General features: G+C 72.9%; 22 protein-coding genes and 1 pseudogene. 10 read left to right on the top strand and 13 right to left on the bottom strand.

The window, feature by feature from the left end:
- Positions 1-9: 9 nt before the first annotated feature.
- Both ACWEOZ_RS36580 and ACWEOZ_RS36575 read left to right on the top strand, forming a co-directional pair.
- A complete protein-coding gene (locus ACWEOZ_RS36580; RefSeq protein WP_212991880.1) occupies positions 10-501 on the top strand; it encodes a DUF3145 domain-containing protein in 492 nt (163 codons plus the stop codon).
- Positions 502-762: 261 nt separating this feature from the next.
- Complete coding sequence (locus ACWEOZ_RS36575; RefSeq protein ID WP_451915243.1) at positions 763-2,499, top strand: glycoside hydrolase family 3 protein; 1,737 nt, start codon at positions 763-765, stop codon at positions 2,497-2,499.
- On the opposite strand, the gene ACWEOZ_RS36570 is transcribed toward ACWEOZ_RS36575, so the two are convergent.
- Entirely contained in the window at positions 2,492-3,385 is an 894-nt protein-coding gene (locus ACWEOZ_RS36570) for an AraC family transcriptional regulator (protein ID WP_451915242.1), read from the bottom strand. The two genes, ACWEOZ_RS36575 and ACWEOZ_RS36570, sit on opposite strands and share 8 nt — an antisense overlap.
- An 84-nt stretch (positions 3,386-3,469) precedes the next feature.
- On the opposite strand from ACWEOZ_RS36570, the gene ACWEOZ_RS36565 reads away from it, so the two are divergent.
- A complete protein-coding gene (locus ACWEOZ_RS36565; protein ID WP_451915241.1) occupies positions 3,470-4,351 on the top strand; it encodes an NADP-dependent oxidoreductase in 882 nt (293 codons plus the stop codon).
- A 6-nt stretch (positions 4,352-4,357) separates the two neighbouring features.
- On the opposite strand, the gene ACWEOZ_RS36560 is transcribed toward ACWEOZ_RS36565, so the two are convergent.
- The 6 genes from ACWEOZ_RS36560 to ACWEOZ_RS36535 all read right to left on the bottom strand — a co-directional run bounded on the left by ACWEOZ_RS36560 (position 4,358) and on the right by ACWEOZ_RS36535 (position 10,882).
- Positions 4,358-5,746 carry an acyl-CoA carboxylase subunit beta gene (locus tag ACWEOZ_RS36560; protein ID WP_451915276.1) on the bottom strand — a complete coding sequence of 463 codons (1,389 nt, stop codon included), beginning with the start codon at positions 5,744-5,746 and terminating at the stop codon, positions 4,358-4,360.
- Between the two features lie 203 nt (positions 5,747-5,949).
- Entirely contained in the window at positions 5,950-7,176 is a 1,227-nt protein-coding gene (fabF, locus tag ACWEOZ_RS36555; RefSeq protein WP_451915240.1) for a beta-ketoacyl-ACP synthase II, read from the bottom strand.
- A gap of 1 nt (position 7,177) precedes the next feature.
- Entirely contained in the window at positions 7,178-7,420 is a 243-nt protein-coding gene (locus tag ACWEOZ_RS36550) for an acyl carrier protein (protein ID WP_023359558.1), read from the bottom strand.
- Between the two features lie 56 nt (positions 7,421-7,476).
- On the bottom strand, positions 7,477-8,427 hold the full coding sequence (locus ACWEOZ_RS36545) for a beta-ketoacyl-ACP synthase III (protein WP_451915239.1): 951 nt from the start codon (positions 8,425-8,427) through the stop codon (positions 7,477-7,479).
- Between the two features lie 31 nt (positions 8,428-8,458).
- Positions 8,459-9,631, bottom strand: a complete 1,173-nt coding sequence (locus tag ACWEOZ_RS36540; protein ID WP_451915238.1) for an acyltransferase domain-containing protein — start codon at positions 9,629-9,631, stop codon at positions 8,459-8,461.
- 165 nt (positions 9,632-9,796) lie between these two features.
- Positions 9,797-10,882 (bottom strand): PucR family transcriptional regulator, encoded by a 1,086-nt coding sequence (locus ACWEOZ_RS36535; protein ID WP_451915275.1) that lies wholly within the window; start codon positions 10,880-10,882, stop codon positions 9,797-9,799.
- Positions 10,883-11,288: 406 nt separating this feature from the next.
- Between ACWEOZ_RS36535 and ACWEOZ_RS36530 the strand changes: the two genes are divergently transcribed.
- The 4 genes from ACWEOZ_RS36530 (at position 11,289) to ACWEOZ_RS36515 (ending at position 13,519) form a co-directional block, all read left to right on the top strand.
- The gene (locus ACWEOZ_RS36530) at positions 11,289-11,522 is read left to right on the top strand and encodes a hypothetical protein (protein ID WP_451915237.1); all 234 of its coding nucleotides are present in this window, start codon (positions 11,289-11,291) and stop codon (positions 11,520-11,522) included.
- 94 nt (positions 11,523-11,616) lie between these two features.
- Positions 11,617-12,180, top strand: coding sequence for a TetR/AcrR family transcriptional regulator (locus tag ACWEOZ_RS36525; protein ID WP_451915236.1), 564 nt, complete (start codon positions 11,617-11,619; stop codon positions 12,178-12,180).
- A gap of 47 nt (positions 12,181-12,227) precedes the next feature.
- Entirely contained in the window at positions 12,228-12,758 is a 531-nt protein-coding gene (locus ACWEOZ_RS36520; protein WP_451915235.1) for a sigma factor-like helix-turn-helix DNA-binding protein, read from the top strand.
- The gene (locus ACWEOZ_RS36515) at positions 12,755-13,519 is read left to right on the top strand and encodes a hypothetical protein (protein ID WP_451915234.1); all 765 of its coding nucleotides are present in this window, start codon (positions 12,755-12,757) and stop codon (positions 13,517-13,519) included. Before ACWEOZ_RS36520 ends, ACWEOZ_RS36515 begins: the two co-directional genes overlap by 4 nt.
- Before the next feature lie 2 nt (positions 13,520-13,521).
- Here the strand turns inward: ACWEOZ_RS36515 and ACWEOZ_RS36510 are convergent, their stop codons facing one another.
- Both ACWEOZ_RS36510 and gltX read right to left on the bottom strand, forming a co-directional pair.
- Positions 13,522-14,211: a hypothetical protein gene (locus ACWEOZ_RS36510; RefSeq protein ID WP_451915233.1), complete on the bottom strand. Its 690-nt coding sequence runs from the start codon at positions 14,209-14,211 to the stop codon at positions 13,522-13,524.
- A gap of 361 nt (positions 14,212-14,572) precedes the next feature.
- Entirely contained in the window at positions 14,573-15,982 is a 1,410-nt protein-coding gene (gene gltX / locus ACWEOZ_RS36505) for a glutamate--tRNA ligase (protein WP_451915232.1), read from the bottom strand.
- A gap of 145 nt (positions 15,983-16,127) precedes the next feature.
- Here gltX and ACWEOZ_RS36500 point away from each other — a divergent pair, with 145 nt between their 5' ends.
- Entirely contained in the window at positions 16,128-17,495 is a 1,368-nt protein-coding gene (locus ACWEOZ_RS36500) for a glycosyl hydrolase family 18 protein (RefSeq protein ID WP_451915231.1), read from the top strand.
- A 25-nt stretch (positions 17,496-17,520) separates the two neighbouring features.
- Here the strand turns inward: ACWEOZ_RS36500 and ACWEOZ_RS36495 are convergent, their stop codons facing one another.
- Both ACWEOZ_RS36495 and ACWEOZ_RS36490 read right to left on the bottom strand, forming a co-directional pair.
- Complete coding sequence (locus ACWEOZ_RS36495; protein ID WP_451915230.1) at positions 17,521-18,774, bottom strand: MFS transporter; 1,254 nt, start codon at positions 18,772-18,774, stop codon at positions 17,521-17,523.
- A gap of 19 nt (positions 18,775-18,793) precedes the next feature.
- Complete coding sequence (locus ACWEOZ_RS36490; RefSeq protein ID WP_451915229.1) at positions 18,794-19,819, bottom strand: winged helix DNA-binding domain-containing protein; 1,026 nt, start codon at positions 19,817-19,819, stop codon at positions 18,794-18,796.
- A gap of 91 nt (positions 19,820-19,910) precedes the next feature.
- Between ACWEOZ_RS36490 and ACWEOZ_RS36485 the strand changes: the two genes are divergently transcribed.
- Together ACWEOZ_RS36485 and ACWEOZ_RS36480 are read left to right on the top strand one after the other, a co-directional pair.
- On the top strand, positions 19,911-20,147 hold the full coding sequence (locus ACWEOZ_RS36485; RefSeq protein ID WP_451915228.1) for a hypothetical protein: 237 nt from the start codon (positions 19,911-19,913) through the stop codon (positions 20,145-20,147).
- Between the two features lie 20 nt (positions 20,148-20,167).
- The gene (locus ACWEOZ_RS36480) at positions 20,168-20,341 is read left to right on the top strand and encodes a dihydrofolate reductase family protein (RefSeq protein ID WP_451915227.1); all 174 of its coding nucleotides are present in this window, start codon (positions 20,168-20,170) and stop codon (positions 20,339-20,341) included.
- 13 nt (positions 20,342-20,354) lie between these two features.
- Here ACWEOZ_RS36480 and ACWEOZ_RS36475 read toward each other — a convergent pair whose 3' ends face one another.
- Positions 20,355-22,475: a methyl-accepting chemotaxis protein gene (locus tag ACWEOZ_RS36475; protein ID WP_451915226.1), complete on the bottom strand. Its 2,121-nt coding sequence runs from the start codon at positions 22,473-22,475 to the stop codon at positions 20,355-20,357.
- A gap of 93 nt (positions 22,476-22,568) precedes the next feature.
- A pseudogene (locus tag ACWEOZ_RS36470) lies at positions 22,569-22,688 on the bottom strand (IS481 family transposase); the annotation flags it as partial.

Genomic DNA, 22,688 nt, shown 5'->3' with positions numbered 1-22,688 from the left:
GAGGTCACCGTGCCAACGTGTGGCGTCGTATACGTCCACTCGACCCCACTCGCCGTGTGCCAGCACGTCGAGTGGGCGATCGCGCGCGTCCTGACCGCGCCGGTCAATCTGCACTGGACGGCGCAGCCGGTAGACCCCGGCATGCGGCGTTCCGAGTGCAGCTGGACCGGACGGCCCGGGACTGGCGCCGAGCTGGCTGCTGCCCTCCGGCAGTGGCCCATGATCCGTTTCGAGGTCACCGAGGAACCGAGCCCCGGCGTCGACGGGGAGCGTTTCATGCACGTCCCGGGCCGCGGACTGTTCCGCGGCACCATCGGGGCGTCCGGTGACATCCAGATCGGTGAGGATCGGCTGCGGGCCATCATGGCCGCGGCCAAGGCTCCGGAGGCGCTTTCGCATGCCCTGGAGAAGGCGCTGGGGACGGCGTGGGACGCCGAGCTCGAGCCGTACCGCTACGCCGGGGACGGTGCGCCGGTCACCCTGCTCACCCGGGTGGGCTGACCCGACGCCCGGTGACGGCCCTGCGTCACCTGGCTGAACCATGGGCAGGGGGAACCGCGGCAAACGCCGTTCCGTGCTGGCCTGACCGGCGGGCCGCGCAGTCCGATCGCAGCGACTGCTCGTGCGCCCGGGACGAGACCCGGCCGGAACCTCCCCGGACGGCACGTCGTCGGTGGGGTCCACCCGCGCGTTGTCAAGGGGGTGAGCCTGCGCCCGTTCCTGGGGTGGACCGGTTTGTCTCCGCGCTCGGGAGCTGATCGAATGACAGCCGTGAAGAGGGCGTTTCGCGTTGCTGTGGCCGTACCCGTGGCTTTGTTACTGCTGGCCGGGTGCGGCCGCAGTGATGCGCCACAGCAGCCGCGACCCGCTCCGGGCTCCGCGTCACCGGCCGCTTCGGTGCCTTCCCTCAGTGCCGCCCCGACCGGCGATCCCGCTGCCCGGGCGCGCGAATCCGTCAAGACCTTCACCGACGCCCAGCTGGCCGGCCAGGTGCTGATGCCCTACGCCTACGGCGACACCGCCGACCGGGTCGACGAGACGGCCGCCGCCGGCAATCAGCGGATCGCCGGCGTGAACACTCCGGCCGAGATGGTCACCAAGTTCGGCCTCGGCGGGCTGATCCTGGTCGCGTTCACCCCGGACGACCCGACCGGCGCCACCAATCCGGCCACCAATGTCGACGATCCGAAGCAGGTCCGGGCGCTGACCGACGGCCTGCAGCGGGCGGCGACCGGTCTGCCCGGTGGGGCGCCGCTGCTGATCGGCACCGATCAGGAGTACGGCGTGGTCACCCGGGTCAAGACCGGCGTGACGCTGCTGCCGTCCGCGATGGCGTTCGGGGCGGCGGGCAAGCCTGAGCTGACCGAGGGGGCCTGGCGGGCGGCCGGCACGGAGCTGGCCGCGATGGGGATCAACCTCGACTTCGCCCCGGTCGCCGACACGCTGGGACCGCAGGGCAGTTCGGTGATCGGCTCGCGCTCGTTCGGCGCCGATCCGACGGCGAATGCCGCCCAGGTCGAGGCTGCTGTGCGCGGGATCCAGGGTGCCGGGGTGACCGCGGCGCTCAAGCATTTCCCTGGTCACGGGCACACCACCGGGGACAGCCACGACGACCTGCCGGTGGTCGCGCAGAGCCGGCCGAAGTGGGAGAGCGAGGACCGGCCGCCGTTCGCCGCCGGGATCGCCGCGGGCGCCGGCGTGGTCATGTCCGGGCATCTGGACGTCGAGGGCCTGGACAAGGGGGTCGCCGCGACGTTCTCCCGCAAGATCATGACTGAGGTCCTGCGGGGTGAGCTGAAGTTCGGCGGGGTGGCGATCACCGACGCCATGAACATGCCGCCCGCGATGAAGTGGCCGGCGGGCGAAGCGGCGGTCCGTGCGCTGAACGCCGGGAACGACATCCTGCTCATGCCGCCGGATCTGGCCGGTGCGCGGGACGGCATCCTGGCCGCGCTCAAGGATGGCAGCCTCAAGCGGGAGCGGCTCGTCGAGGCGGTCACCCGCGTCCTCACGCTCAAGTTCCGTACCGCCGCGCAGGTGCGGCCGGAGCTGTCCGCGCTCGGTTCGGCCGAGCACGTGCGGGCGGTCGGCGCCGCCGACGCGGCCGCGATCACTCTGCTCAAGGGCCCGTGTTCCGGGCCGCTGGTGTCCGGGCCGGTCACGGTCACCGCGTCCGGCGGCCGGGAGGCCGCCCGGGTCACCCTGGTCAAGGCGTTGCAGGACGCCGGCGTCAAGGTCCAGGCCGCGGGGGGCACGGTCGTGCACCTCGTCGGGTACGGCGACCGGCAGACCGACCTGAGTCCGGACGCGACGATCACCGTCATCATGGACACTCCCCAGCTGCTGGCCGGGTCGCGATCACCGACGCTGCTCGCCACCTACTCGTCCAGCCCGCTCGCGCTGACGGCCCTGGCCACGGTCCTGGCCGGCCAAGCGCCGGCGCCGGGCAGGTCCCCGGTGGCGGTCGGCAAGCTGGCCCGCAGCGCCTGCGTCAAGTGAGCCGTCGGAAGCGTCCCGGAGCTGACCCGTGCCGGCGCCGGAACGCGGTGGCGAAGGCGAACTCGGAGGCGTAGCCGACCCTGTGCGCGATGGTGGCCACCGTGGCATCCGAGTCGCGCAGCAGCCGGGCCGCCACGGTCATTCGCCACCAGGTCAGGTAGGCCAGCGGTGGCCGGCCGACCAGGGCGTTGAAGCGACGGGCGAAGGGCGCTCGGGACAGGCCGGCGTGTGCCGCGAGGGTGGCCACCGTCCAGGGACGGCCGGGTTCCTCGTGCATGGCGTGCAGGGCGGCCGCGGTCACCGGGTCGCGCAGGGCCGCCGCCCAGCCGGTCGGTGCGGCGGGCTGTGCGGCGTACCAGCGGCGCAGCAGGAAGAGCAGGAGCATCTCCAGCAGCGCGGGGACGACGGCGTCCGTGCCGAGGCGGGGTTGTTCCAGCTCGGCGGTGAGCAGTCCGACGGCGGCATGCAGTTCGTCGGTCGGGCTCAGGTGGATCACTTCCGGCAGCTCGTGGACCAGCGGGTGCACCTGGGCCGGGTCGATCTCGTACGCGCCGCAGAGGGTGACCACCTCCTGCCCGTGCGGCTGCGACCGGGGTTCCGCGGAGGGTGTGCCGGGATCCGTGCACGGGGCGGGCACGGCGTCCGGCCTGTCGGCGAGAGCATGCGCCCGACCGTGCGGCCTGAACACGACATCCCCGGCGTGCAGCCGAACCGGCGCGGCGCCGCCGGGCGGAAGCAGCCACGGCGACCCCCGCAGGACCACCTGAAATCCCATCGCCCCGGGCACCTCGGCGAATTCCTGCGCCCACGGCGCATCCCACCCCAGCAGCATCGACCGGGGCCGCCCGGTCCGCTGCACGGCGAGCACATCACTGAGCACATCCACTGCCGCACCCCCGAGACGATCGCGAAGGTTTCCAGGACTGGAAAGCATAGGTCGTCCTCACCGTCCCACCTATGGTCGGTGGTCATGAGAGCTGCGCGCATCCACGAGTACGGCGGCCCGGACGTCATCCGCGTCGAGGACATCCCCCAGCCGCTCCCGGGACCCGGCGAGGTGCTGATCCGCGTGGCCGCCACGTCCCTGAACCCGACCGAGGCCGCACTGCGTTCCGGCCGGCTCGCAACGATGCTGCCGGTCGTCCTGCCGGTGACCCTGGGCTGGGACGTCGCCGGGACCGTCGACGGCGACCCGGTCCTCGGGATGCTCGACATCGGCGCGGCCGCCGAGTTCGCGGTGGCGCCGGCCGCGTCCCTGGTCCGGGCCCCGGCCACCGTGCCGCTGGCCGACGCGGCCGCCCTGCCGCTGGCCGGGATGACCGCCTGGCAGACCGTCACCGAGCACGCCGCCGTCACCCCGGGCGAACGCGTCCTGGTCAACGGCGCCGGCGGCGGCATCGGCGGCTTCACGGTCCAACTCGCCAAGCACGCGGGCGCGTACGTGCTGGCCACCGCCAGCCCGCGCAGCGCCGCGACGGTCCGGAGCCTCGGGGCCGATGAGGTGCTCGACTACACCGCCGGCCCGTTGACGGTCGGGGAGCCGGTCGACGCCGTGCTGAACTGCGCGGCGATCGACCCCGCCGCCGCGGCCGCACTCGTGCCCCTGGTCCGGCGGGGCGGCCGGATCGTCACCGTCGCCACGCCGATCGAGTCGTCCGCGTCCGTGACCGCCCGGCACATGGTCACCCGCAACGATCCGGCCGACCTGGCCACGCTGGTGCGGCTGGTCGACGAAGGTGTGCTGCGGCTGGTGATCACTGACCGCCGTACGCTCGGCGACCTGCCGGAGCTGCACCGGCGCGCGGAATCAGGGGGCATCCACGGCAAGATCATTGTGACGCCGTCGCGCTGAACGGGGTCAGAGCGGGATGTTGCCGTGCGCCCCGCGGGCCGCCGGGGCCGCGGCCAGGGCTTCCGCGATGCGACGGCGGGTCTGGTCCGGCGTGATCACGTCGTCCACCACGCCGATCTCCAGGGCCCGGTTGACCCCGCCGGCCGTGTGCAGCTGCTCCTCGACCAGCGTCTCCCGGAGCGCCTCGCGCTGCTCGTGCGGGGCCGCCGCCAGCCGCTTGCGGTGCAGGATGTTCACCGCCGCGCTCGCGCCCATGACCGCGATCTCGGCGGTCGGCCAGGCGAACACGGCCGTGGCGCCCAGCGCGCGGGAGTTCATCGCGATGTACGCGCCGCCGTACGCCTTGCGGGTCACCAGCGTCACCCGCGGCACGACGGCCTCGGCGAACGCGTGCAGCAGCTTCGCGCCGCGGCGCACCACGCCGTCCCACTCCTGGCCGAGGCCGGGCAGATACCCGGGCACGTCCACCAGCACGATCAGCGGTACGCCCAGCGAGTCGCACATCCGCACGAACCGCGCCGCCTTCTCGGCGCTCGACGCGTCCAGGCAGCCGCCGAGGCGCAGCGGATTGTTGGCGATGACGCCGACCGTACGGCCACCGAAGCGGCCCAGCGTCGTCGACACGTTCGGCGCCCACTTGGCGTGCAACTCCACGCCGGGCTCGTCGAGCAGGGCCCGGACCACCGGCTTCACGTCGTACGCCCGGTTGGCCTGGGCCGGCATGGCCTGGGCCAGGTCGTGGCCCGGCGTGCTGCCCGCCGCGACGTCCGCCGGGGTGAGCCGGCCCTGCCGGCCGAGGAGGACGGTCAGCTTGCGTGCCTCGCCCAGCGCGCTCTCGTCGTCCTTGGTGGTGATGTGCACGACGCCGGAGCGGCGGCCGTGCGGCTCGGGACCGCCGAGGCGTTCCATGTCGACCTGCTCGCCGGTGACGCTGCGGACCACCTCGGGCCCGGTCACGAAGATCCGGCCGGCCTTGCTCATGATCACGACGTCGGTCAGCGCCGGGCCGTAGGCCGCGCCGCCGGCGGCCGGCCCGAGGACCACAGAGATCTGCGGTACGCGCCCAGAAGCGCGCACCATCGCCGCGAAGATCTGCCCCACCCCGTCCAGCGCGACTACGCCCTCGGCCAGCCGCGCCCCGCCGGAGTGCCAGAGCCCCAGCACCGGCACCCGCTCGCGGACCGCGGTGTCGATCGCATCGACCACATGCCGGCAACCCTCGACACCCATCGCACCGCCCATCCGGGTGGCGTCGGTGGCGAAGGCGATCGCCGGCGTGCCGTCAACCTCACCCCGGGCCCACAGCACGCCCGAGTCGTCCGCCGGGGCGAGCAACCGCAGGGAGCCGCTGTCGAACAGCGCCCGCAGGCGAACCTGCGGATCACGGGTGTCGATGGTGGGATCGGCGGGCGAGGAAGTCGTGGTCACAGCGCGTCTCCTTACGGTTCACCGCGCGGGGTGAGGAACCGGACCGGTCACCGCGTGGATACGAGCCAGACTGCGCGGCGCGAGACGAGACCGGGTCGCCGCGCGGAATGAGAACCGGCCGGTCACCGCGCGGCGTGCAAACCCGACCGCGCGGTGACCAGCCGGATCGGTCAGGCGCGGGTGAAGACCAGGGCCACGTTGTGCCCGCCGAAGCCGAACGAGTTGTTCAGCGCCGCCGGGATGTCGAGCTGGCGGGCCTTGTGGGCGGCCACGTCGAGCGCCAGCTTGTCGTCCGGGTCGTCCAGGTTGATCGTCGGGGGGACGACGCTGTCGCGGATCGCCAGGATCGTGGCGATCGACTCCAGGGCGCCGGCCGCGCCGAGCAGGTGCCCGGACATCGACTTGGTGGAGGTGAGGACCGGGTGGTCGCCCACCGCCGTGAGCAGCGCCGCGATCTCCGTCATGTCCCCGGCCGGGGTGGAGGTCGCGTGCGCGTTGACGTGCACGATGTCGGCCTTGGTCAGGCCCGCGTCCTCGATCGCCCGACGGATCGCCCGGATCGCGCCGGCGCCCTCGGGGTGCGGCTGCACGATGTCGTAGCCGTCCGAGGTGATGCCGGCCCCGGCCAGCCGTGCGTAGATCGTCGCGCCGCGGGCGATGGCGTGGTCGGCGCGTTCGAGGACGAGCGCTCCCGCGCCCTCGCCGAGCACGAAGCCGTCGCGGCCCTTGTCCCACGGCCGGGAGGCCTTCTCCGGCTCGTCGTTGCGGGTCGACATGGCCCGCATCGAGGCGAAACCGGCGATCGGCAGCGGGTGGATCACGGCCTCGGTGCCGCCGGCCATGACCACGTCGGCCCGGCCGGACCGGATGATGTCCAGGCCCAGCGACAGCGCCTCGGCGCCGGTCGCGCAGGCGCTGGCCATCGAGTGGACGCCCGCCTGGGCGCCGAGCTCGAGACCGACCCAGGCGGCGGGGCCGTTGGGCATCAGCATCGGCACGGTGTGCGGGCTGACCCGGCGCGGCCCGGAGGCCTCCAGGATGTCGTCCTGGTTGAGCAGGGTCTGCGCACCGCCTATGCCGCTGCCGAAGCTCACGGCGAAGCGCTCCGGGTCGAGCCCGGAGTCCTTCAGGCCGGCGTCGGCCCAGGCCTGGTGGGCGGCGATCAGCGCGATCGCCTCGGAGCGGTCCAGCCGGCGCAGCTTGACCCGTTCCATCACCTCGGACGGGTCGACGGCGAGCTCCGCGGCGATGCGGACGGGCAACTGCGCGGCCCACTCCTGGGTGAGGGCTCTCACCCCGGAGCGGCCGGCGAGCATGGCGTCCCAGGTGGACGCGACGTCCCCGCCGAGCGGGGTCGTCGCGCCGAGCCCGGTGACGACGACGTCAGTGGTGCTCATGTCAGTGGTTCGCCTCGATGAAGGAGACGGCGTCGCCGACGGTCTTGAGGTTCTGCACCTCGTTGTCGGGGATCTTGACGCCGAACTTCTCCTCGGCGGCCACCACGACCTCGACCATGGACAGCGAGTCGACGTCCAGGTCGTCGGTGAAGGACTTCTCCTCGGCGACGTCGTCCGGGTTCACCCCGGCGACCTCCTCGAGGATCTCGGCGAGGCCGGAAGTGATCTCAGCGCGGGTTGCCATGTTCGGTGGTTCCTCTCGATGGTGGGGAAAACTCGCGGGCCGGACTGCTGCCGGTCTTACGGGCAGCGGATGACCTGACCCGCGTACGTGAGGCCGCCGCCGAAGCCGAAGAGCAGGACCGGGGCGCCCGAGGGCACCTCGCGGCGCTCGACCAGCTTGGACAGGGCCAGCGGCACACTCGCCGCGGAGGTGTTGCCGGACTCGACCAGGTCCTTGGCGACGACGACGTCCGGGCCGAGGCCCAGGCGCTTGACGATGCCGTCGATGATGCGGGTGTTGGCCTGGTGCGGCACGAAGGCGGCGAGCTCCTCCGGCCGGACGCCGGCCCGCTCGCACGCCTGCAGGGCGAACGGCGCCAGCGCGGTGGTGGCCCAGCGGAAAACGATCTGGCCCTCCTGCTGGATGTACGGCTGCCAGCCCTCGATGCGCAGCACGTCGCCCTTCTCCGGGGCCGAGCCCCAGAGCACCGGGCCGACGCCGGGCTGCTCGCCGTCGGGGACCGCGGAGACCACCGCCGCGCCGGCGCCGTCACCGAAGAGCACGGCGGTGGTGCGGTCGGTCCAGTCGGTGACGTCGGAGAGCTTCTCCGCGCCGATGACGATGGCGTTGCGGCTGGCGCCCGCCCGGATCGCGTGGTCGGCGGTGCCGAGGGCGTACGAGAAGCCGGAGCAGGCGGTGTTCAGGTCCATCGCCGCCGGGGCGGTGATGCCCAGCCGGGCGGCGACGCGGGTCGCGACGTTGGGGCAGCGGTCGATGGAGGAGCAGGTGGCCACGACCACCATGTCGATGTCGGCGGCGCTCAGCCCCGAGCCCGCCAGGGCCTTCTCCGCGGCGAAGGTGGCCATGTCGGCGACCGACTCGGCGTCGGCGACCCGACGCTCGGCGATGCCGACCCGGTCCCTGATCCACGCGTCGTTGGTGTTGACGATCTTGGCGAGGTCGTCGTTGGTGACGATGCGCGAGGGCTGGTAGTGGCCCATCGCGACGATGCGGGAACCCGCGGTCATCGTGTTGCTCCTTCGTTCGCGACGGACGTGGTCACTGCTGGTGCCCGCCGATGCGGGCCACCGGCTGGCCGGGGGCCACCGGGTCGTCGTGGTGGGCGAGCCACTCGGTGAGGACCCCGGCGGCGTGCGCGGCGACCTCGACCGGCCCCTGCCGGGTGGTCACCCGGCCGATGACCTGGCCCTGCCGCAGGTCCACGCCCTCGGCCAGGCCCTCGGCGGGCTGGAACAGCCCGGCGCTGGGGGCGACCACGACCCGGAAGAGCGGGGCGGGCTCGTGGGTGGAGGCGGTGCCGTGCCGGGCGATGAGGTCGCGGGCGGCGGGCAGGTCGTCCGGGGTGTTGAGGGTGACGATCTCGGGGGCGTTCTCGCCCTTGAGCTCACGCTTGGCCAGCCCGGCCAGGGTGCCCGCCGGGGGCAGCTCGATGATGCCGGTGACGCCCAGGTCACGCAGGTTGCGCAGCACCAGGTCCCAGCGGACCGGGGCGGTGACCTGGCGGACCAGGCGCCGCAGCATCTCGCGGCCGTGGTTGACGGCGGCGCCGTCCAGGTCGGACAGCAGGATCCGGACCGGGTCGGCGACCGGTACGCCGGCGGCGACGGCTCCGAGGGCCTGCTCGGCGGGCGCCATGTACGGCGTGTGGAAAGCCCCCGCGACCTGCAGCGCGATGACCCGGGCCCGGGCCGGCGGCTCGGCGGCGAACTTGGCCAGCGCGTCCAGGGCGCCGGCGGCGACGATCTGACCGGCCCCGTTGCGGTTGGCCGGGTAGAGCCCGTGGCGCTCGATCGCGGCGACCACCTCGTCGGCGTCGCCGCCCAGCACGGCGCTCATGCCGGTGGCCTCCAGCGCGCAGGCGGCGGCCATCTCGCGGCCGCGGACCCCGGCGAGGGTGATGGCGGACTCGGCGGACAGCACCCCGGCGAGGGCGGCGGCGCCGAGCTCACCGACGCTGTGCCCGGCGACCAAGGCGACGTCGTGCAGCGGCAGGTGTTCGGCGGCCAGCAGGGCGGCCGCGACGAGCAGCGGCTGGGTGCGGGCGGTGTCCTTGATGGCGTCCGCATCGGCCTCGGTGCCGAGGTGGATCAGGTCGACCCCGGAGAGTGCGGACCACCAGGTCAGCCGGGCCTCGGCGCCGGGCAGGGCGAGCCATCCGGAGAGGAAGCCGGGCTTCTGGGAACCCTGGCCGGGCGAGAGTACGGCGAGCACGGAGTCGACTCTTCCGGATGCGAGGTCGTTCCGGGGTTGCTGCACGGGACCAAACCCTACGACCGGCGTTGTAGCTTTCCTACAAACACCCCCGTGTTTCGCCCAGATTGGGCATGATATCGGGGCTCTTCAGGCGGTGCGCGAAGGACCGCGCAACCCGGTGATTTAGCTCGCAGGATCGAGGCGCCCGATGGTCAGGGCCATCCGCAGCGCGAACGCGTCCCGGCCGTCCAGCGGCGACAGGCTGGTCACCTCGGCGACCCTTTTGAGGCGGTACCGCACGGTGTTCGGGTGCACGAAGAGCTCGCGGGCGGCACTTTCCAGCACGCCGCCGGCGGCGAAGAAGGCGTCGAGCGTCTCCAGCAGCCCGCCGCCCGCGCGCGACAGTGCGCCGTACACGTCGTGCCGCAGCGCCCGCCGGGCCTCGGAGTCCCCGGCCATGGCCCGTTCGGGCAGCAGGTCGTCGGCGGCCACCGGGTTCGGGGCGCCGGGCCAGGCGCGCGCCGACCGGAAGCCGGCCAGGGCGGCCCGGGCCGACTCGGTGGCCTGGTCCAGCGAGGGGACGGCCGGGCCGACCACGATCGGTCCCTCGCCGAAGCTCGCGGCCAGGTGCCCGGCGGCGACCAGCGGGTCGGCGACGCCGCCGAGCACGACCACCAGCCGGTCGCCGTGCACGCCGCCGATGACCTCGACCCGGGCCCGCCGGGCGGCCCGGTAGACGGAGTGCAGCACCGCGGTGATGTCCCCGCCGGGGGTGCGTCCCACCACGACGGCCACCGGTGGCGCGTCAGCCCAGCCCAGGGCGGCGGCCCGGCTGGCCAGCACGTCGGAGGAGTCGCCGCGGAGCAGGGCGTCGACCAGCAACGCCTGCAGCCGGGCGTCCCAGGCTCCGCGGGACTCGGCGGCGCGGGCGTAGACCCGGGCGGCCGAGAAGGCGATCTCGCGGGAGAACTTGAGGATGGCGACCGCGAGGGCCTCCTCCTCGCCGGCTGCGGCCAGGCTGGTCACCTCGGCCTCGGCCACGTCGATGGTGACCTTGATGAGGGCGACGGTCTGGGTCAGCGTGATCGAGCGGGCCAGGGCGCGCGGGGCGGCGGCGAAGACCTCGTCGGAGATCTCCTGGGTGCCGGCCGCGGTGCCGCCCGAGCGCAGCCACTCGACCAGCGAGCGGACGCCGGCCTGGGCGACCAGCATGACCCACGAGCGCTGGTCGGCCGGCAGGGCCCGGAACCAGGGCAGGGTCTCGTCCATCCGGGCGACGCTGGCGCTGGCCAGAGCCCCGGCGCGGCGCTCGACCCGGCGCAGGGTCGCGGCCAGCGGGGGGCGTTTCGCCGTACCGCCGGGTTTCGCCTCCTCTGCCACCCGGCCAGCCTGTCACGACCGGGCTCGCGGGCGGGCGCCGGTGCCTGGCATGTCTTTCCATGGCCGTGACCTGCCTGCTGGCTGTACCGTTCCGCGCGGCTGCCGAGCTTTCTTCATGTGAACCCTTTGGGTTATTTGTCCGATATAGCGGTGCGCCTTCACCGCGATTTCGGTCGGTGACCTGGCAGGGTGTCCTCCTAGCACCGCACGACTCGTGCGTGCGAGGTCTCATGACGGGCGGCGCGGTGCCGATGAGACCGGGTGGTCCGAACGGCGGGCAGGAGAGGGGGCAGGGATGACGGAACGCGAGGACGGCCAGCTGTACGCCGAGGCGGAGCAGGTCGCCGCGGAGGAGCCGTTTCCCTCGGTCGCGTCTTCACAGGCCACCGAGGAGCCGGTCGACGACATCCCGCACCGGGTCGGCTGCCGCACCGAGCTGCGCGGCTGGGCCGGTGCCCACCTGCACGGCGCGGTCCGGCCCCGGCGCCGGGCCGTGAGCCGGGGGCGTCCGCCCGGCCGCTGGTGCTGAGGAAGGGTCCCGCTCACCCTCGTGGGTGACTGACTGCGGTGTGGCGGGCTGGTTCCGGCCCATCGCCCGGCTGGTCTCGGCACCGTGTGTGTCCGTGGACGACAAGAGACGACTCATCCTCGACCAGGCCCTGGCCCTCGTCGACGAACACGGCCTCGGTGCCATGTCCATGCGCGCCGTCGCCGAACGGGTCGGGCTCACCTCCATGGCCCTCTACCCGTACGTCGGTGGCAAGGACGCCCTGCTGGACGGGCTCGTCGACCTGCTGCACCTGGAGCTGGGCACCGAGTACGGCGAGGACCCCGCCGACATCGACTGGCGGCAGCGCCTGCGGGCCCTGGGCCGGGCGGTACGGGCGTTGTCCCGGGCGCACCCCGGCGCGTACCCGTTGCTGCTGAACCGCCGCTCGGCCGGCGCCTCCGCCTCCTGGCTGACCGCGGCGCTGCGCGGCTGCCTGCACGACGCCGGCGTGCCGGGGGAGCAGGTGCCGCGGCTGACCCGGATGATCTGCGCGTTCCTGCTCGGCTACACCGTCGGTGAGGTGACCGGGGGCCTGCCCGCGGACGAGGCGGCCTGTCACGAGGACGCCGCGGGGGAGTTCGACGCCGACCTCGACGACCTGGTCCGGCTGGTGGAGGTCACCGTTAGCGGCACGTGAGGCCGTTCCGCATCGCCGCCCGGGTGGTGTGGCCTATAAAGAGGCTTATGTCCGACGGGTACGTTCTGGAGCGGTACATCCAGCTGCGCCGCGCCGCGTTCCTGATGTGCGGCGACTGGGCGCTCGCCGACGAGCTGGCCCGCACCACGCTGGCCCGGGTGCTGGCCGATCCCGACATCACCGAGCCCGACCTGTGGGCGTACGCCGATCTGATGGCCGCCTTCAAGAAGCCCCGCGGCCGGCGTGAGCACGTCTTCGTCGCCCCGGAACCCCCGGAACCGGCCCTGCTCACCGAACCGGTCCCGGCCGACCGGGGCCCGGGAGGCGGTCAGCTGCAGCTGGCCACCGCGCCCGCCGAGGTCGACGCCGTGCACACCGTGCTGGTGCTGGACGCGCTGCACGGCCTCAGCCCACGCTGCCGGGCCGTGCTGGTGCTGCGGCACTTCTGCGGGCTGGCCATCGACGAGACCGCCGACGCCCTCGACCTGGACGACAGCAGGGTGCTCGCCTTCGAGACGGAAGGGCTGGGCGCCTTCGCGGGCCTGCTGGCCGCCGCCCGGCCGGTGGACGCCCGATGAGTGCGCTGCTCACGGCCGTGCTGGAGAAGGCCTGCGAGAGCGAGCCGCCGCCCGGCGACGCGGTTCCGGACATCAACCGGCGGGCCGGCCGGCTGCGCCGCCGCCGGGCCTGGCGCGTGGTGCTGGCCGGCCTGGTCGCGGTGGCCCTGGTCGTGCTGCTGGGCTTCGTCCTCACCAACGTCCTGCTGCCCGGGCACAAGGCCCGCTCGACCGCCGCGGTGCCCGTCCCGCAGCCCCGCCCGTCCGCCGTCCTCGACCCGGTCCTGAGCGTGCTGGCACCGCCGGTGGACGCGAAGGGCTACCGGATCGTGCCGCGCCCGCCCAGCACCGGCAACGGCTGGCGGCAGTACGCGGTGCTGAACGCCGACGGGGAGCCGCGGGGCCTGGTCGAGGTCGCCGTCTACGACGCGCCGGCCGGGCTCTGCCTGCCCGTGCAGGCCGAGCCGGAGGCTTGCGCGCTGCCCGACCGGACCCGGGGCGGCATCGAGTACGCGCGCTACGCCGAGACCGGCGACGTCGACTGGCAGGTGCACGAGGTGATCGCCCGCCGGGTCGTCGACGGCCGCACGGTGGCGGTGATGGCCACCGGGGAACGGGGCACCGGCAGTGCCGAGCTGGGCGAGCCCCCGCTGACCACGGTGGAGGTGGCTCAAGCGGCCACGAACCGGCGCCTGCCGGACGCCTTCGGGGTGGGCGAGCGCTGCAACGCGCCCGCCCCCGCCTGCCCGATCCTGCGGGTCCCGGTGCGTCCGGCCGGTTGAGGTCAGACCCGGCGGCGGATCAGGTACGCGATGCCGCCCAGGCCGAGCAGGATCGTGAGCAGGACCGCGCCGTTGAGCAGGTACAGCCGGCGCATGTCGGCCAGCACGTCGTTGACGCCCTCGACCGGGTCCAGCTCCTCGGCCTGCACCTCCTCGCCGATGCCGCCACCGATGCCGCCGCTGACCACGTCCGGCTTCTCCTTGAGCGGCACGCCGCTCAGGCGCAGCGACTCGGACATGGTCAGCCGCCCGTAGAACCAGCCGGGCGTCTTCTTGCCGGACGGCTGCTTCGCCGGCCGGAACGCCCGCGGGCCGCCGGCGGCGTTCGGGTAGAGCTCGTAGATCTGGTGGGGCTTGTCCTTGATCAGCACGGTGACCGTGAACTTGGGGCCGAGCTTCTTCGCCTCCGGCTTGGAGGTGGTCGGCGGCGTGGTCGCCAGCCAGCTGACCTCGCTGAGCAGCTGCTTGAACAGGTCCGGCCGCTCACTCTGCTGCACCGTCACGGTGTCGCCGGGGAACTTGCCGGCGATCTGCACCGCCGTGGGCTTGGCCGGCGCCTTGGGCGCGGCGAGCGCGGCCCCGGCGGTGAGCCGGTCCGGCGCGGCCTGCGCGGCGCTGGGTGCGGCAACTCCCGCGCTCAGCGCGACACCCGCCGCAAGAACTCCGGTCGCCGACAGCAATCGGGCGATCACCCCTTGAACCACCGTCCGGCCTCCCCGCCCCGTGGATGACATACGTGCGCCGATCGGAACGGCGCGCCCGGAAGGGACCCGTCGCCGGCACGGCCCAGTCCTCACAGCCTCCCCGCAGATCGTCTCGGCCGCATCTCGGAACGGGACGAATTGGAGCTATCTGGGATCGACTGCATCGGTGGACCTTGGCCGCTGATCAGCGGGCGAATAGTACCCAGCGAGGGCAAGCCGAGGGGGTTCCGGTCACCCGTGCTGCTGACGTTCATACCCCTTTGACGGGCTGAACTGGCCAGGACGTTGCCTGGTGAGGTACGCGCGCGCCGTCATCGGAGCGCGCGCGTACCGAAATGGTCACGAAACCTCAGGCCAGGCGGGACCGGGCCGCCGCCAGCCGGGCCAGGGTCCGCTCGCGGCCCAGCACCTCCAGCGACTCGAACAGCGGCAGACCGATCGTGCGGCCGGTCGTCGCGACGCGTACGGGTGCCTGGGTCTTGCCCAGCTTGAGCCCCCGCTCCTCGCCGACCCGCTCGAGGGCGGCCTTCAGCGGCTCGGCCGACCACGTCTCCAGCGCGCCGAACGCCGTGACGGCGGCGTCCAGGATGTCGCCCGCGCCCTCCTTCATCGCCTTGTTCCACGACTGCTCGTCGCGGACCGGCTCGGCCAGGAAGAGGAAGTCGACGTAGTCGACGATCTCGCTGAGCACGGCGATGCGGGTCTGCGCCAGCGGCGCCACCGCGGCGAAGACGTTGGAGTCGAACGCCGACGGCTCCCACGGCGGGGCCGGGATCGTGTCGGTGCCGCCCAGCCAGGGCGCGCACACCGCGGCGAACTCCTCGCTGTCCAGGGCCCGGATGTAGTCCCCGTTGAACGCCCGCAGCTTCTTCACGTCGAAGAACGCGGGGGAGTGGCTGACTTCCTCGAGCCGGAACTCCTCCTCGACGACCGACCACGGCACGATCTCGCGGTCGCCGGAGGGCGCCCAGCCGAGCAGCATCAGGTAGTTGCGCATGGCGGCGGCGAGATAGCCCTCGTCACGGTACGACTCCAGGGCCACCTTGTCCCGCCGCTTGGAGAGCTTCTGCCGCTTCTCGTTGACGATGACCGGCACATGGCCCCACACCGGGGGCTTGACCCCGAGCGCCTCCCAGAGCAGCTGCTGCTTCGGGGTGTTGGGCAGGTGCTCCTCGGCCCGGATGACGTGGGTGATCCCCATCGTCATGTCGTCCACGACGTTGGCCAGCAGGAAGACCGCCGAGCCGTCGCTGCGGGCGATGACGAAGTCCTCGAGCAGTTTGTTCTCGAAGGTGGGCTCGCCGCGGACCAGGTCGACGACCACGGTCTCGCCCTCGTCGGGCGTGCGGAAGCGCAGTGCCCGTCCCTCGCCGGGGCCCAGCGCCCGGTCGCGGCAGAAGCCGTCGTAGCCGGTGTGCGTGTTGCCGGTGCGGGCGATCACGTCGTCGCGGGTGCAGTCGCAGTAGTAGGCGCGACCCTCGCCGTAGAGGCGGGTCGCGGCGGCGGTGTGCTCGGCGGCGTACGTCGACTGGTAGTAGGGGCCCTCGTAGGAGCCGCGTTCGATGCCGATCCAGTCGAGCGCCGAGAGGATGCCCTCCGTCCATTCCGGACGGTTACGGGCGGCGTCGGTGTCCTCGATCCGCAGGACGAAGACGCCACCGTTCTGCTGGGCGAAGATCCAGTTCTGCAGCGCCGAGCGGGCACCGCCGACGTGGAACATTCCGGTCGGAGAAGGGGCGAAGCGTACGCGTACTGTCACCCGACCAGCCTACGGCGCTTGTCGAGCCCCTTGTCGGCGACCTTTTATCACGTCTTATATTGACGACTATTAGTTAACCTTCTTAAACTTCAGCCGCCCGATGTCACCCCCGACGGCGCCCCCACGCCGGACAGAGAGGTCCCTGATGAAGAGAAGACTGGCTGCCGCAGCCGCCGCGGTCGCCGTGGTGGCCGCCAGCGCGATCGCCATGCAAGGCACGTCCGAGGCCGCTGTGCTGCCCAACAACTTCAAGAGCGTCGGCTACATGCCGTCCTGGGCCGGCAGCGTCACCAGCATCCAGTACAGCAAGCTCACCCACATCAACTACGCCTTCGTGCTGCCGAACGCCAACGGCACCCTGCAGGCCGTCCCGGACCCGGCCAAGCTGCAGTCGCTGGTCTCGCTCGGACACCAGAACAACGTCAAGGTCGGGCTGGCCCTCGGCGGCTGGAACGACGGCAACGACTCGGCCTTCGAGGCGCTGGCCGGCAACTCCGGCGCCCGCACCACCTTCGTCAACGCCGTCATGGGCCTGGTCGGCCAGTACAACCTGGACGGCATCGACATCGACTGGGAATACCCCGACCCGGGCACCTCGGGCACCAACTACACGGCCCTGATGCAGCAGCTCAGCACCGCCCTGCACGGCCAGGGCAAGCTGCTCACCGCGGCGGTCGTCTCCGAGGGCGGCACGGCCAACGGCGTGCAGCCGGCGGTGTTCGGCCTGGTCGACTGGCTCAACATCATGGCGTACGACGGGGGCAGCCCGCACGCCAACTACGACTGGTCGATCGCCAGCGTCAACTTCTGGAAGGGCCGCGGCCTGCCGGCGAGCAAGGCGGTGCTCGGCGTGCCGTTCTACAGCCGTCCCGGCTACAAGACGTACGCGCAGATCGTCGCCACCAACCCGGCCTACGCCAACCAGGACTGCGCCACGATCGCCGGCGTGCAGGAGTGCTACAACGGCCTGCCGACGATCCGCCGCAAGACCCAGTGGGCCATGGCCAACGCCGGCGGCATCATGAACTGGGAGCTCTCGCAGGACGCGACGGGCGCCAACTCGCTGGTCAGCGCCATCTACTCGACGGCGACCGGCGGTGGCACGCCGACCACCCCGCCGCCCTCGGGGCGCACCGGCCGGATCACCGGCATCGGCGGCAAGTGCGTCGACATCGCCGCGGCGTCGTCGGCCAACGGCACCGCCGTGCAGCTCTACGACTGCAACGGCAGCGCCGCGCAGAACTGGACCGTCGCGACCGACGGCACGCTGCGCGGGCTGGGCAAGTGCCTGGACGTGGCGGCGGCCGGCACCGCGAACGGCTCGCTGGTGCAGATCTACGACTGCAACGGCACCGGCGCCCAGCAGTGGCAGGCGCAGAGCAACGGCACGCTGCGCAACCCGGTCAGCAACAAGTGCCTGGACGCGTCGAACAACAGCTCGGCCAACGGCACCCGGCTGCAGATCTGGGAGTGCTTCGCCGGTACGAACCAGCGCTGGACCCTGCCGGCGTGACAGGTGATCCGCGCGGTCCGCTGAGTCAGGGGACCGCGCGGATCCGTACCACCAGGACCGCGCCGAGCAGGGTGACCGCCGCGGTCAGCGCGTACAGCGTGGAATAGCCGCCCAGGTGGGTGACCAGCGGCGCCGCGATGGCCGGCCCGAGCACCTGCGGCGCGGCCGTCGCGATGTTGATCACCCCGAGGTCCTTGGCCCGGTCCACCGCGGCCGGCAGCACCTGGGTGATCAAGGCCGTGTCCACCGCCAGATAGACGCCGTAGCCCGCCCCCAGCAGCACCGAGGCGACCAGGGCCACCGGCCAGGTCGGCCAGAGCGCCAGCAGCAGGGCCGCGATCGCGATGACCACCCCGGACCACACCACGAAGATCTTGCGACGCCCCGACCGGTCGGAGAGCCGGCCGCCGACCACCGCCGTCGCGACCATGCCCGCCGTGTAGAGCAGGATCATGACCAGCAGCCCGGTGTCCGGGTCGGCCAGCCGGAGCTGGTCGGTGAGGAAGTACAGCAGGTAGAGCGTGCCCAGGGCGTTGCCGAGCTGGACCAGGAACCGGGTGCCCCAGGCCCAGCCGAAGTCGGGATGCTCCCGCAGGACCCGCCACAGCCCGGTCCGCGAGCGCGGCCGGCCCGGCCCGGCGGGCAGCGGATCGTCCGGGGTGAGCAGCGCGAACGGTACGGCCAGCAGCAGCAGAACGCCGGCCATCACCAGGTAACCGGAGGCGACGCCGGTGACCACGGCGGTGACCAGCACCGCGCCGAGCACCAGGCCGAGCGCCTGCGGCATACCGATCCAGCCGGAGACCATGCCCCGCTGCCGCACCGGCACCCGGTCCGGGACCGCCGCGGTCAGCGTGGCCAGCATGATGTTGAGCCCGAGCTGGACGCCGGCCCAGCCCAGCGCGACCCCCGCGAGGTGCCGCTGACCGGCCAGAGCCACCAGCGACAGGGCGGCGATCAGGGCGCCGGCCAGCGTCCAGACGTGCCGGCGACCGTACGACCGGCCGCCGAGCCGCAGCCGGGTCCGGTCGGAGTACAGGCCGGCCAGCGGGTTCACGATGATCGCGACCAGCGCGCCCAGGGCGGTGACCCAGCCCAGCGCGGCTTCCTTGCCGACGATGCCCAGCTCGCTGATCTGTTCCGGGAGCAGCACCTGCACCGGCGTGAAGAAGGCCATCCACAGGCCCAGGTTCGCGGCGGACAGCAGGGCGACCCACGAGCGGTGGACCGGCCGTACGGGCTCGGCCAGCGCGGCGGGCGCGTCCTGCGTGACGCTCATCGGACCCCCGGAGCGGGCTTCAGCGGATGACGGACCCCTCGGGCAGGGACCGCCGGGTCGCGGCGGACAGCGGAGCGAACGGCGTGACGACCGGGTGGCCGTCGGTGAGCTCCCACACCCCCTCGATGCGGCCGTTCACCACCAGCGTGGGGGAGATCCAGCCCTGCGGCCGGGAAACCGCCGACTTCGGCCCGCTGCTCACCGTTTCGAGGCGGCGCAGGCTGCCCACCACGTACGGGTCGAAGGCCGGCAGCAGCAGCACCGTGTCCTCGCCACCCGCGTCCGGCGCGTCGACCGGCAGGAAGCCCTCGTCCCCGACGGGCCGCAGCCGGTCGGCCAGCCGGGCGAAGGACTTCTTGGCCAGTGGCGGCTTGAGGTCGAACCAGCGGGCGAACTCGGCGGCGTCGGCCGGCCCGTACGCGTCCAGGTGACGCAGCACCAGCTGGTCGATCGCGTCCTCGGCGGGCACCGGCTCCCAGTCGCCCAGCCAGGCCCGCGGCGCCACGAAGGTCACGTGCCGGCCCCGGGGCGGACCCGAGCAGAGCAGTCCGCGGAAGGCCAGGGGCTTGAGGATCGCCCCGAAGCCCTGGATCAGCGGCCCGCGCAGGTCCTCGTGCCCGGTGGCCTCGATGATCGCGCCGGCCAGTTCCTCCCGGGTCAGCGGCGTGGCCCCCAGCAGGCCGGGCAGCGCGGCGATGATGTCGCTCATCTGCTCCGCCGTCACGCCGTGGAACTTGAGCCACGAGCCGGTGGTCTCGCGGGTCCGGGTGCTCATCGCGGCCACCCAGAGCGGCAGGTCGGCCGCGGGCAGCAGGTGCAGCGTGCCCCGCGCGGCCCACGTCCGGACCAGCGACTTCTCCTGGTACAGCGCGCCTTCCAGATCCGGCTCGGGGCCCAGCCGCAGGGTCGCCGAGGCCAGCGCCGAGGAGGCGACCTGGGCGTGCAGGCCGCCGACCCGCCGGGCCGCCGCGACCACGTCGCCGGCCTTGGTGCTGCCGAGGTGGTGCCGGTCGATCCGGCGCCGCAGGATCTCGTCGGGCTTCATGCGCTGCAGCGTCGCATGGTGAGGTGGCGCGGCGGGACCCGCTGAGGCAGGCTCAGCTGTTCGATCGCCACAACACGGGAGGCCGGCAGGCATGGGAAAGATCATCGCGGTGGAGTACGTGACCCTGGACGGCGTCTTCGAGGAGCCGGCCTGGAGCGGGCCCTACTTCAACGACGAGCTCGGCAGCTGGCAGAACAGCAACCTGATGGAGGCCGACGCGCTGCTGCTGGGCCGGCGGACGTACGAAGGTTTCAAGGCTGCCTGGCCGCAGATGGAGGAAGCGACCGGCGACTTCGGCAAGTCAAGACCGACCCCGCTTCGCTGCTGATCAACGGCAGCGCCTCGCTGGTGAACCTGCTGACCCGGCACAACCTGATCGACGAGTACCGGATCATGGTCTACCCGGTGGTCGTGGGCGAGGGCCGCAAGCTGTGGGATGAGGGCACCAAAGTCGCGCTGAAGCTGAGCAGCACGTTCACCACCACGACCGGCGTCCAGGTGCTCACCTACCTGCCGGCCTGACCGCTGCTCGCGTTCAGACGGTGAAGCGTCCCACCAGGCCGGTCAGCCGCCGGGCGGTCGCGTTCAGCTCGTCGGCCGCCTGGTGGGAGACCGCCACCGTCGATCGGGTGCTGTCCACCGCGCCGCTGACCGCGGTGATGCCGACCGCGATGTCCCGGCTGCCGGTGGCCACCTCGCTGATGTTGCGGGCCATCTCCGCGGTCGTCGCGGCCTGCTCCTCGACCGCTGCCGCGATCGCCGTCTGATAGTCGTTGACCTGGGCGATGGTGGCGGTGATGGCGTTGATCGCCTCGACCGCGCGGGCGGTGTCCCCCTCGATCGCGGCGACCCGGGCCGTCACGTCGTCGGTGGCCCGGGCCGTCTCCTGGGCCAGCTCCTTGACCTCGCCGGCCACCACCGCGAAGCCCTTGCCGAGGTCGCCGGCCCGGGCCGCCTCGATGGTGGCGTTCAGGGCGAGCAGGTTGGTCTGCTCGGCGATGCTGGCGATCAGCCGGACCACGTCGGCGATCTTGGTGGTGGAGACCCGCAGCTCGTCGATCACGCCGCTGGCCGTCTCGGTCAGCCCGACGCCGTCGCGCCCGGCCCGGGCCGCGTCCTGGGCGTTGCCGGAGATCTCGCCGATCGAGGCGCCCATCTCCTCCGCGCCGGCCGCGACCGTCTGCACGACGTGGCTGATGCCCTCGGCGGCCACGCTGGCCGCGCCGGCCTGGCCGGACGCGTCCTCGGCCGAGGCGGTCAGCTCGCTGCCGGTGGCGGCGACCTGCCCGGCGGACCGCGAGACGCCGTCGGAGGCCCTGGTGACCTCGACCATCACCTCGCGCAGCTCGGCCACGGCGGTGTTCAGGGCCGTACCGGCCCGGCCGATCTCGTCCTGGGTGCTGGGCGGCACGGAGGCGGTCAGGTCCCGCTGGGCCAGCCGGGCCAGGGCGGCGGTCAGGCCGCCGAGCCGGCCGGAGATGCGGCGCGCCTGCCAGGCGGCGAAGAGGCCGCCGGCCAGGGCCAGCAGCAGGGCGGCGATGAGGAACGCGGTCAGCATGGCGCGCCGCCCGTCGCGGACCGCGTCCACCGCGCCGGAGGCGTCGGCGTCGAAGCCACCGACGGCGATCGCCCACGAGTACGGCGCGTAGTAGGCGACCGTCGTCGTCGTGGGACCCGCGGCCGCGCCCCCGGAACCCGGCAGCCGGTAGGTCCTGCGCCAGGTCGCTCCGCCTTCGAGCTGGGGCGCCTGGGCGACGATCTCCTTGACGTACTCGGTGCCGGCGGCGTCCGTGGCGGCCAGGTCGGTCCGCCCGACCGCCCCGTCGAGGCTGGAGGCGATGACCCGCCCGGTGTCCGCCTTCGCCGTGCTGTAGACGCTGACCCAGCCGTTCTCGCGGACCGAGGTGGCCGCGATCGCGTCGGTGAGGTTCTTGAGGGCGGCCGCCTGCTGCACGCCGACGTAGAGCGCGCCGATCACCCTGCCGGAGGCGTCCTTGACCGGGTCGTACGCGGAGATGTACCAGGTGTCGACCACCTGGGCCACGCCCCGGTACGGCTTGCCGGCCTTGATCGCGGCGGCCACGGCGTTCGGCGTGCCCTCCGCGGTCACCGCGGGGATGAACGTGCCGATGGCCCGGTTGCCGGTCTTGGCCCGGACGTTGGTCGCCACCCGCAGCAGGTCGCCGGCGTCGTTCATCCGCTGGAAGACGGTCACCGTCCCGCCCAGCAGCGTCTGCACGTCGTCGACGAACGGCGTCGTCTTCTTGACGTCGGTGTTCTGGCCGAGCCACTGGCCACCGACCGTCGCGCGCGGCAGCCTCACCGACTGCTTGGCCTGCGACAGCTGGTTGGTCGCGGTCCAGGTCGTGGTGTCGCCGTCCAGGCGCAGCCCGCCACGCTGCTTGAGCAGTGCGTTGGCGGCCTGCATGTCGCTGTCCACGCCGCCCTGCACCTCGTCGCCGACCGAGCTGACCAGCCGGGTCACGTTGGCGGTGGTCTGGTCGAGGTCCTCGGCACTGAGAGTGGCCACCGCGGCGCCCGTGTGGTCGGCGAACGCGTCGCTCTGCCAGGCGCCGACGCCCACGAGGACGGCCGCGGTGCTGACCACCCCTCCCAGACCGAGCGCGAGCAGTTTGTGGCTGATCTGGAACCCCATGTCCGGCCCTTCGGCCCGATCCGGACATGTCTGAGGATCTGGCACAGAAAAAGGGGAGCCCCGCGGGGCTCCCCTTTCTCCGTCGTCCGATGCCTAGCTGTACTGACCCGTGAGGTTGGGGACGCGGCTGGCGGGTGGTAGGCCGTTGAGTGCGGTGTGTCCGCGGTGGTGATTGTAAAAGTGGATCCACCCGGGCAGGGCTTGGCGGCGTTC

The organism is Actinoplanes sp. NPDC004185 (genome assembly GCF_053603475.1).
Note: the sequence above shows the minus strand (reverse complement) of the source record. Positions and strands in the feature narration are given on the sequence as shown.

What these genes read in the sequence shown, in the direction of transcription:
- ACWEOZ_RS36575 (WP_451915243.1), top strand. Translation starts at nt 763, where the DNA reads ATGACAGCCGTGAAGAGGGCGTTTCGCGTTGCTGTGGCCGTACCCGTG.
- ACWEOZ_RS36565 (WP_451915241.1), top strand. Translation starts at nt 3,470, where the DNA reads ATGAGAGCTGCGCGCATCCACGAGTACGGCGGCCCGGACGTCATCCGC.
- fabF (WP_451915240.1), bottom strand. Translation starts at nt 7,176, where the DNA reads ATGAGCACCACTGACGTCGTCGTCACCGGGCTCGGCGCGACGACCCCG.
- ACWEOZ_RS36550 (WP_023359558.1), bottom strand. Translation starts at nt 7,420, where the DNA reads ATGGCAACCCGCGCTGAGATCACTTCCGGCCTCGCCGAGATCCTCGAG.
- ACWEOZ_RS36545 (WP_451915239.1), bottom strand. Translation starts at nt 8,427, where the DNA reads ATGACCGCGGGTTCCCGCATCGTCGCGATGGGCCACTACCAGCCCTCG.
- ACWEOZ_RS36535 (WP_451915275.1), bottom strand. Translation starts at nt 10,882, where the DNA reads ATGGACGAGACCCTGCCCTGGTTCCGGGCCCTGCCGGCCGACCAGCGC.
- ACWEOZ_RS36530 (WP_451915237.1), top strand. Translation starts at nt 11,289, where the DNA reads ATGACGGAACGCGAGGACGGCCAGCTGTACGCCGAGGCGGAGCAGGTC.
- ACWEOZ_RS36520 (WP_451915235.1), top strand. Translation starts at nt 12,228, where the DNA reads ATGTCCGACGGGTACGTTCTGGAGCGGTACATCCAGCTGCGCCGCGCC.
- ACWEOZ_RS36515 (WP_451915234.1), top strand. Translation starts at nt 12,755, where the DNA reads ATGAGTGCGCTGCTCACGGCCGTGCTGGAGAAGGCCTGCGAGAGCGAG.
- ACWEOZ_RS36500 (WP_451915231.1), top strand. Translation starts at nt 16,128, where the DNA reads ATGAAGAGAAGACTGGCTGCCGCAGCCGCCGCGGTCGCCGTGGTGGCC.
- ACWEOZ_RS36495 (WP_451915230.1), bottom strand. Translation starts at nt 18,774, where the DNA reads ATGAGCGTCACGCAGGACGCGCCCGCCGCGCTGGCCGAGCCCGTACGG.
- ACWEOZ_RS36490 (WP_451915229.1), bottom strand. Translation starts at nt 19,819, where the DNA reads ATGAAGCCCGACGAGATCCTGCGGCGCCGGATCGACCGGCACCACCTC.
- ACWEOZ_RS36485 (WP_451915228.1), top strand. Translation starts at nt 19,911, where the DNA reads ATGGGAAAGATCATCGCGGTGGAGTACGTGACCCTGGACGGCGTCTTC.
- ACWEOZ_RS36475 (WP_451915226.1), bottom strand. Translation starts at nt 22,475, where the DNA reads ATGGGGTTCCAGATCAGCCACAAACTGCTCGCGCTCGGTCTGGGAGGG.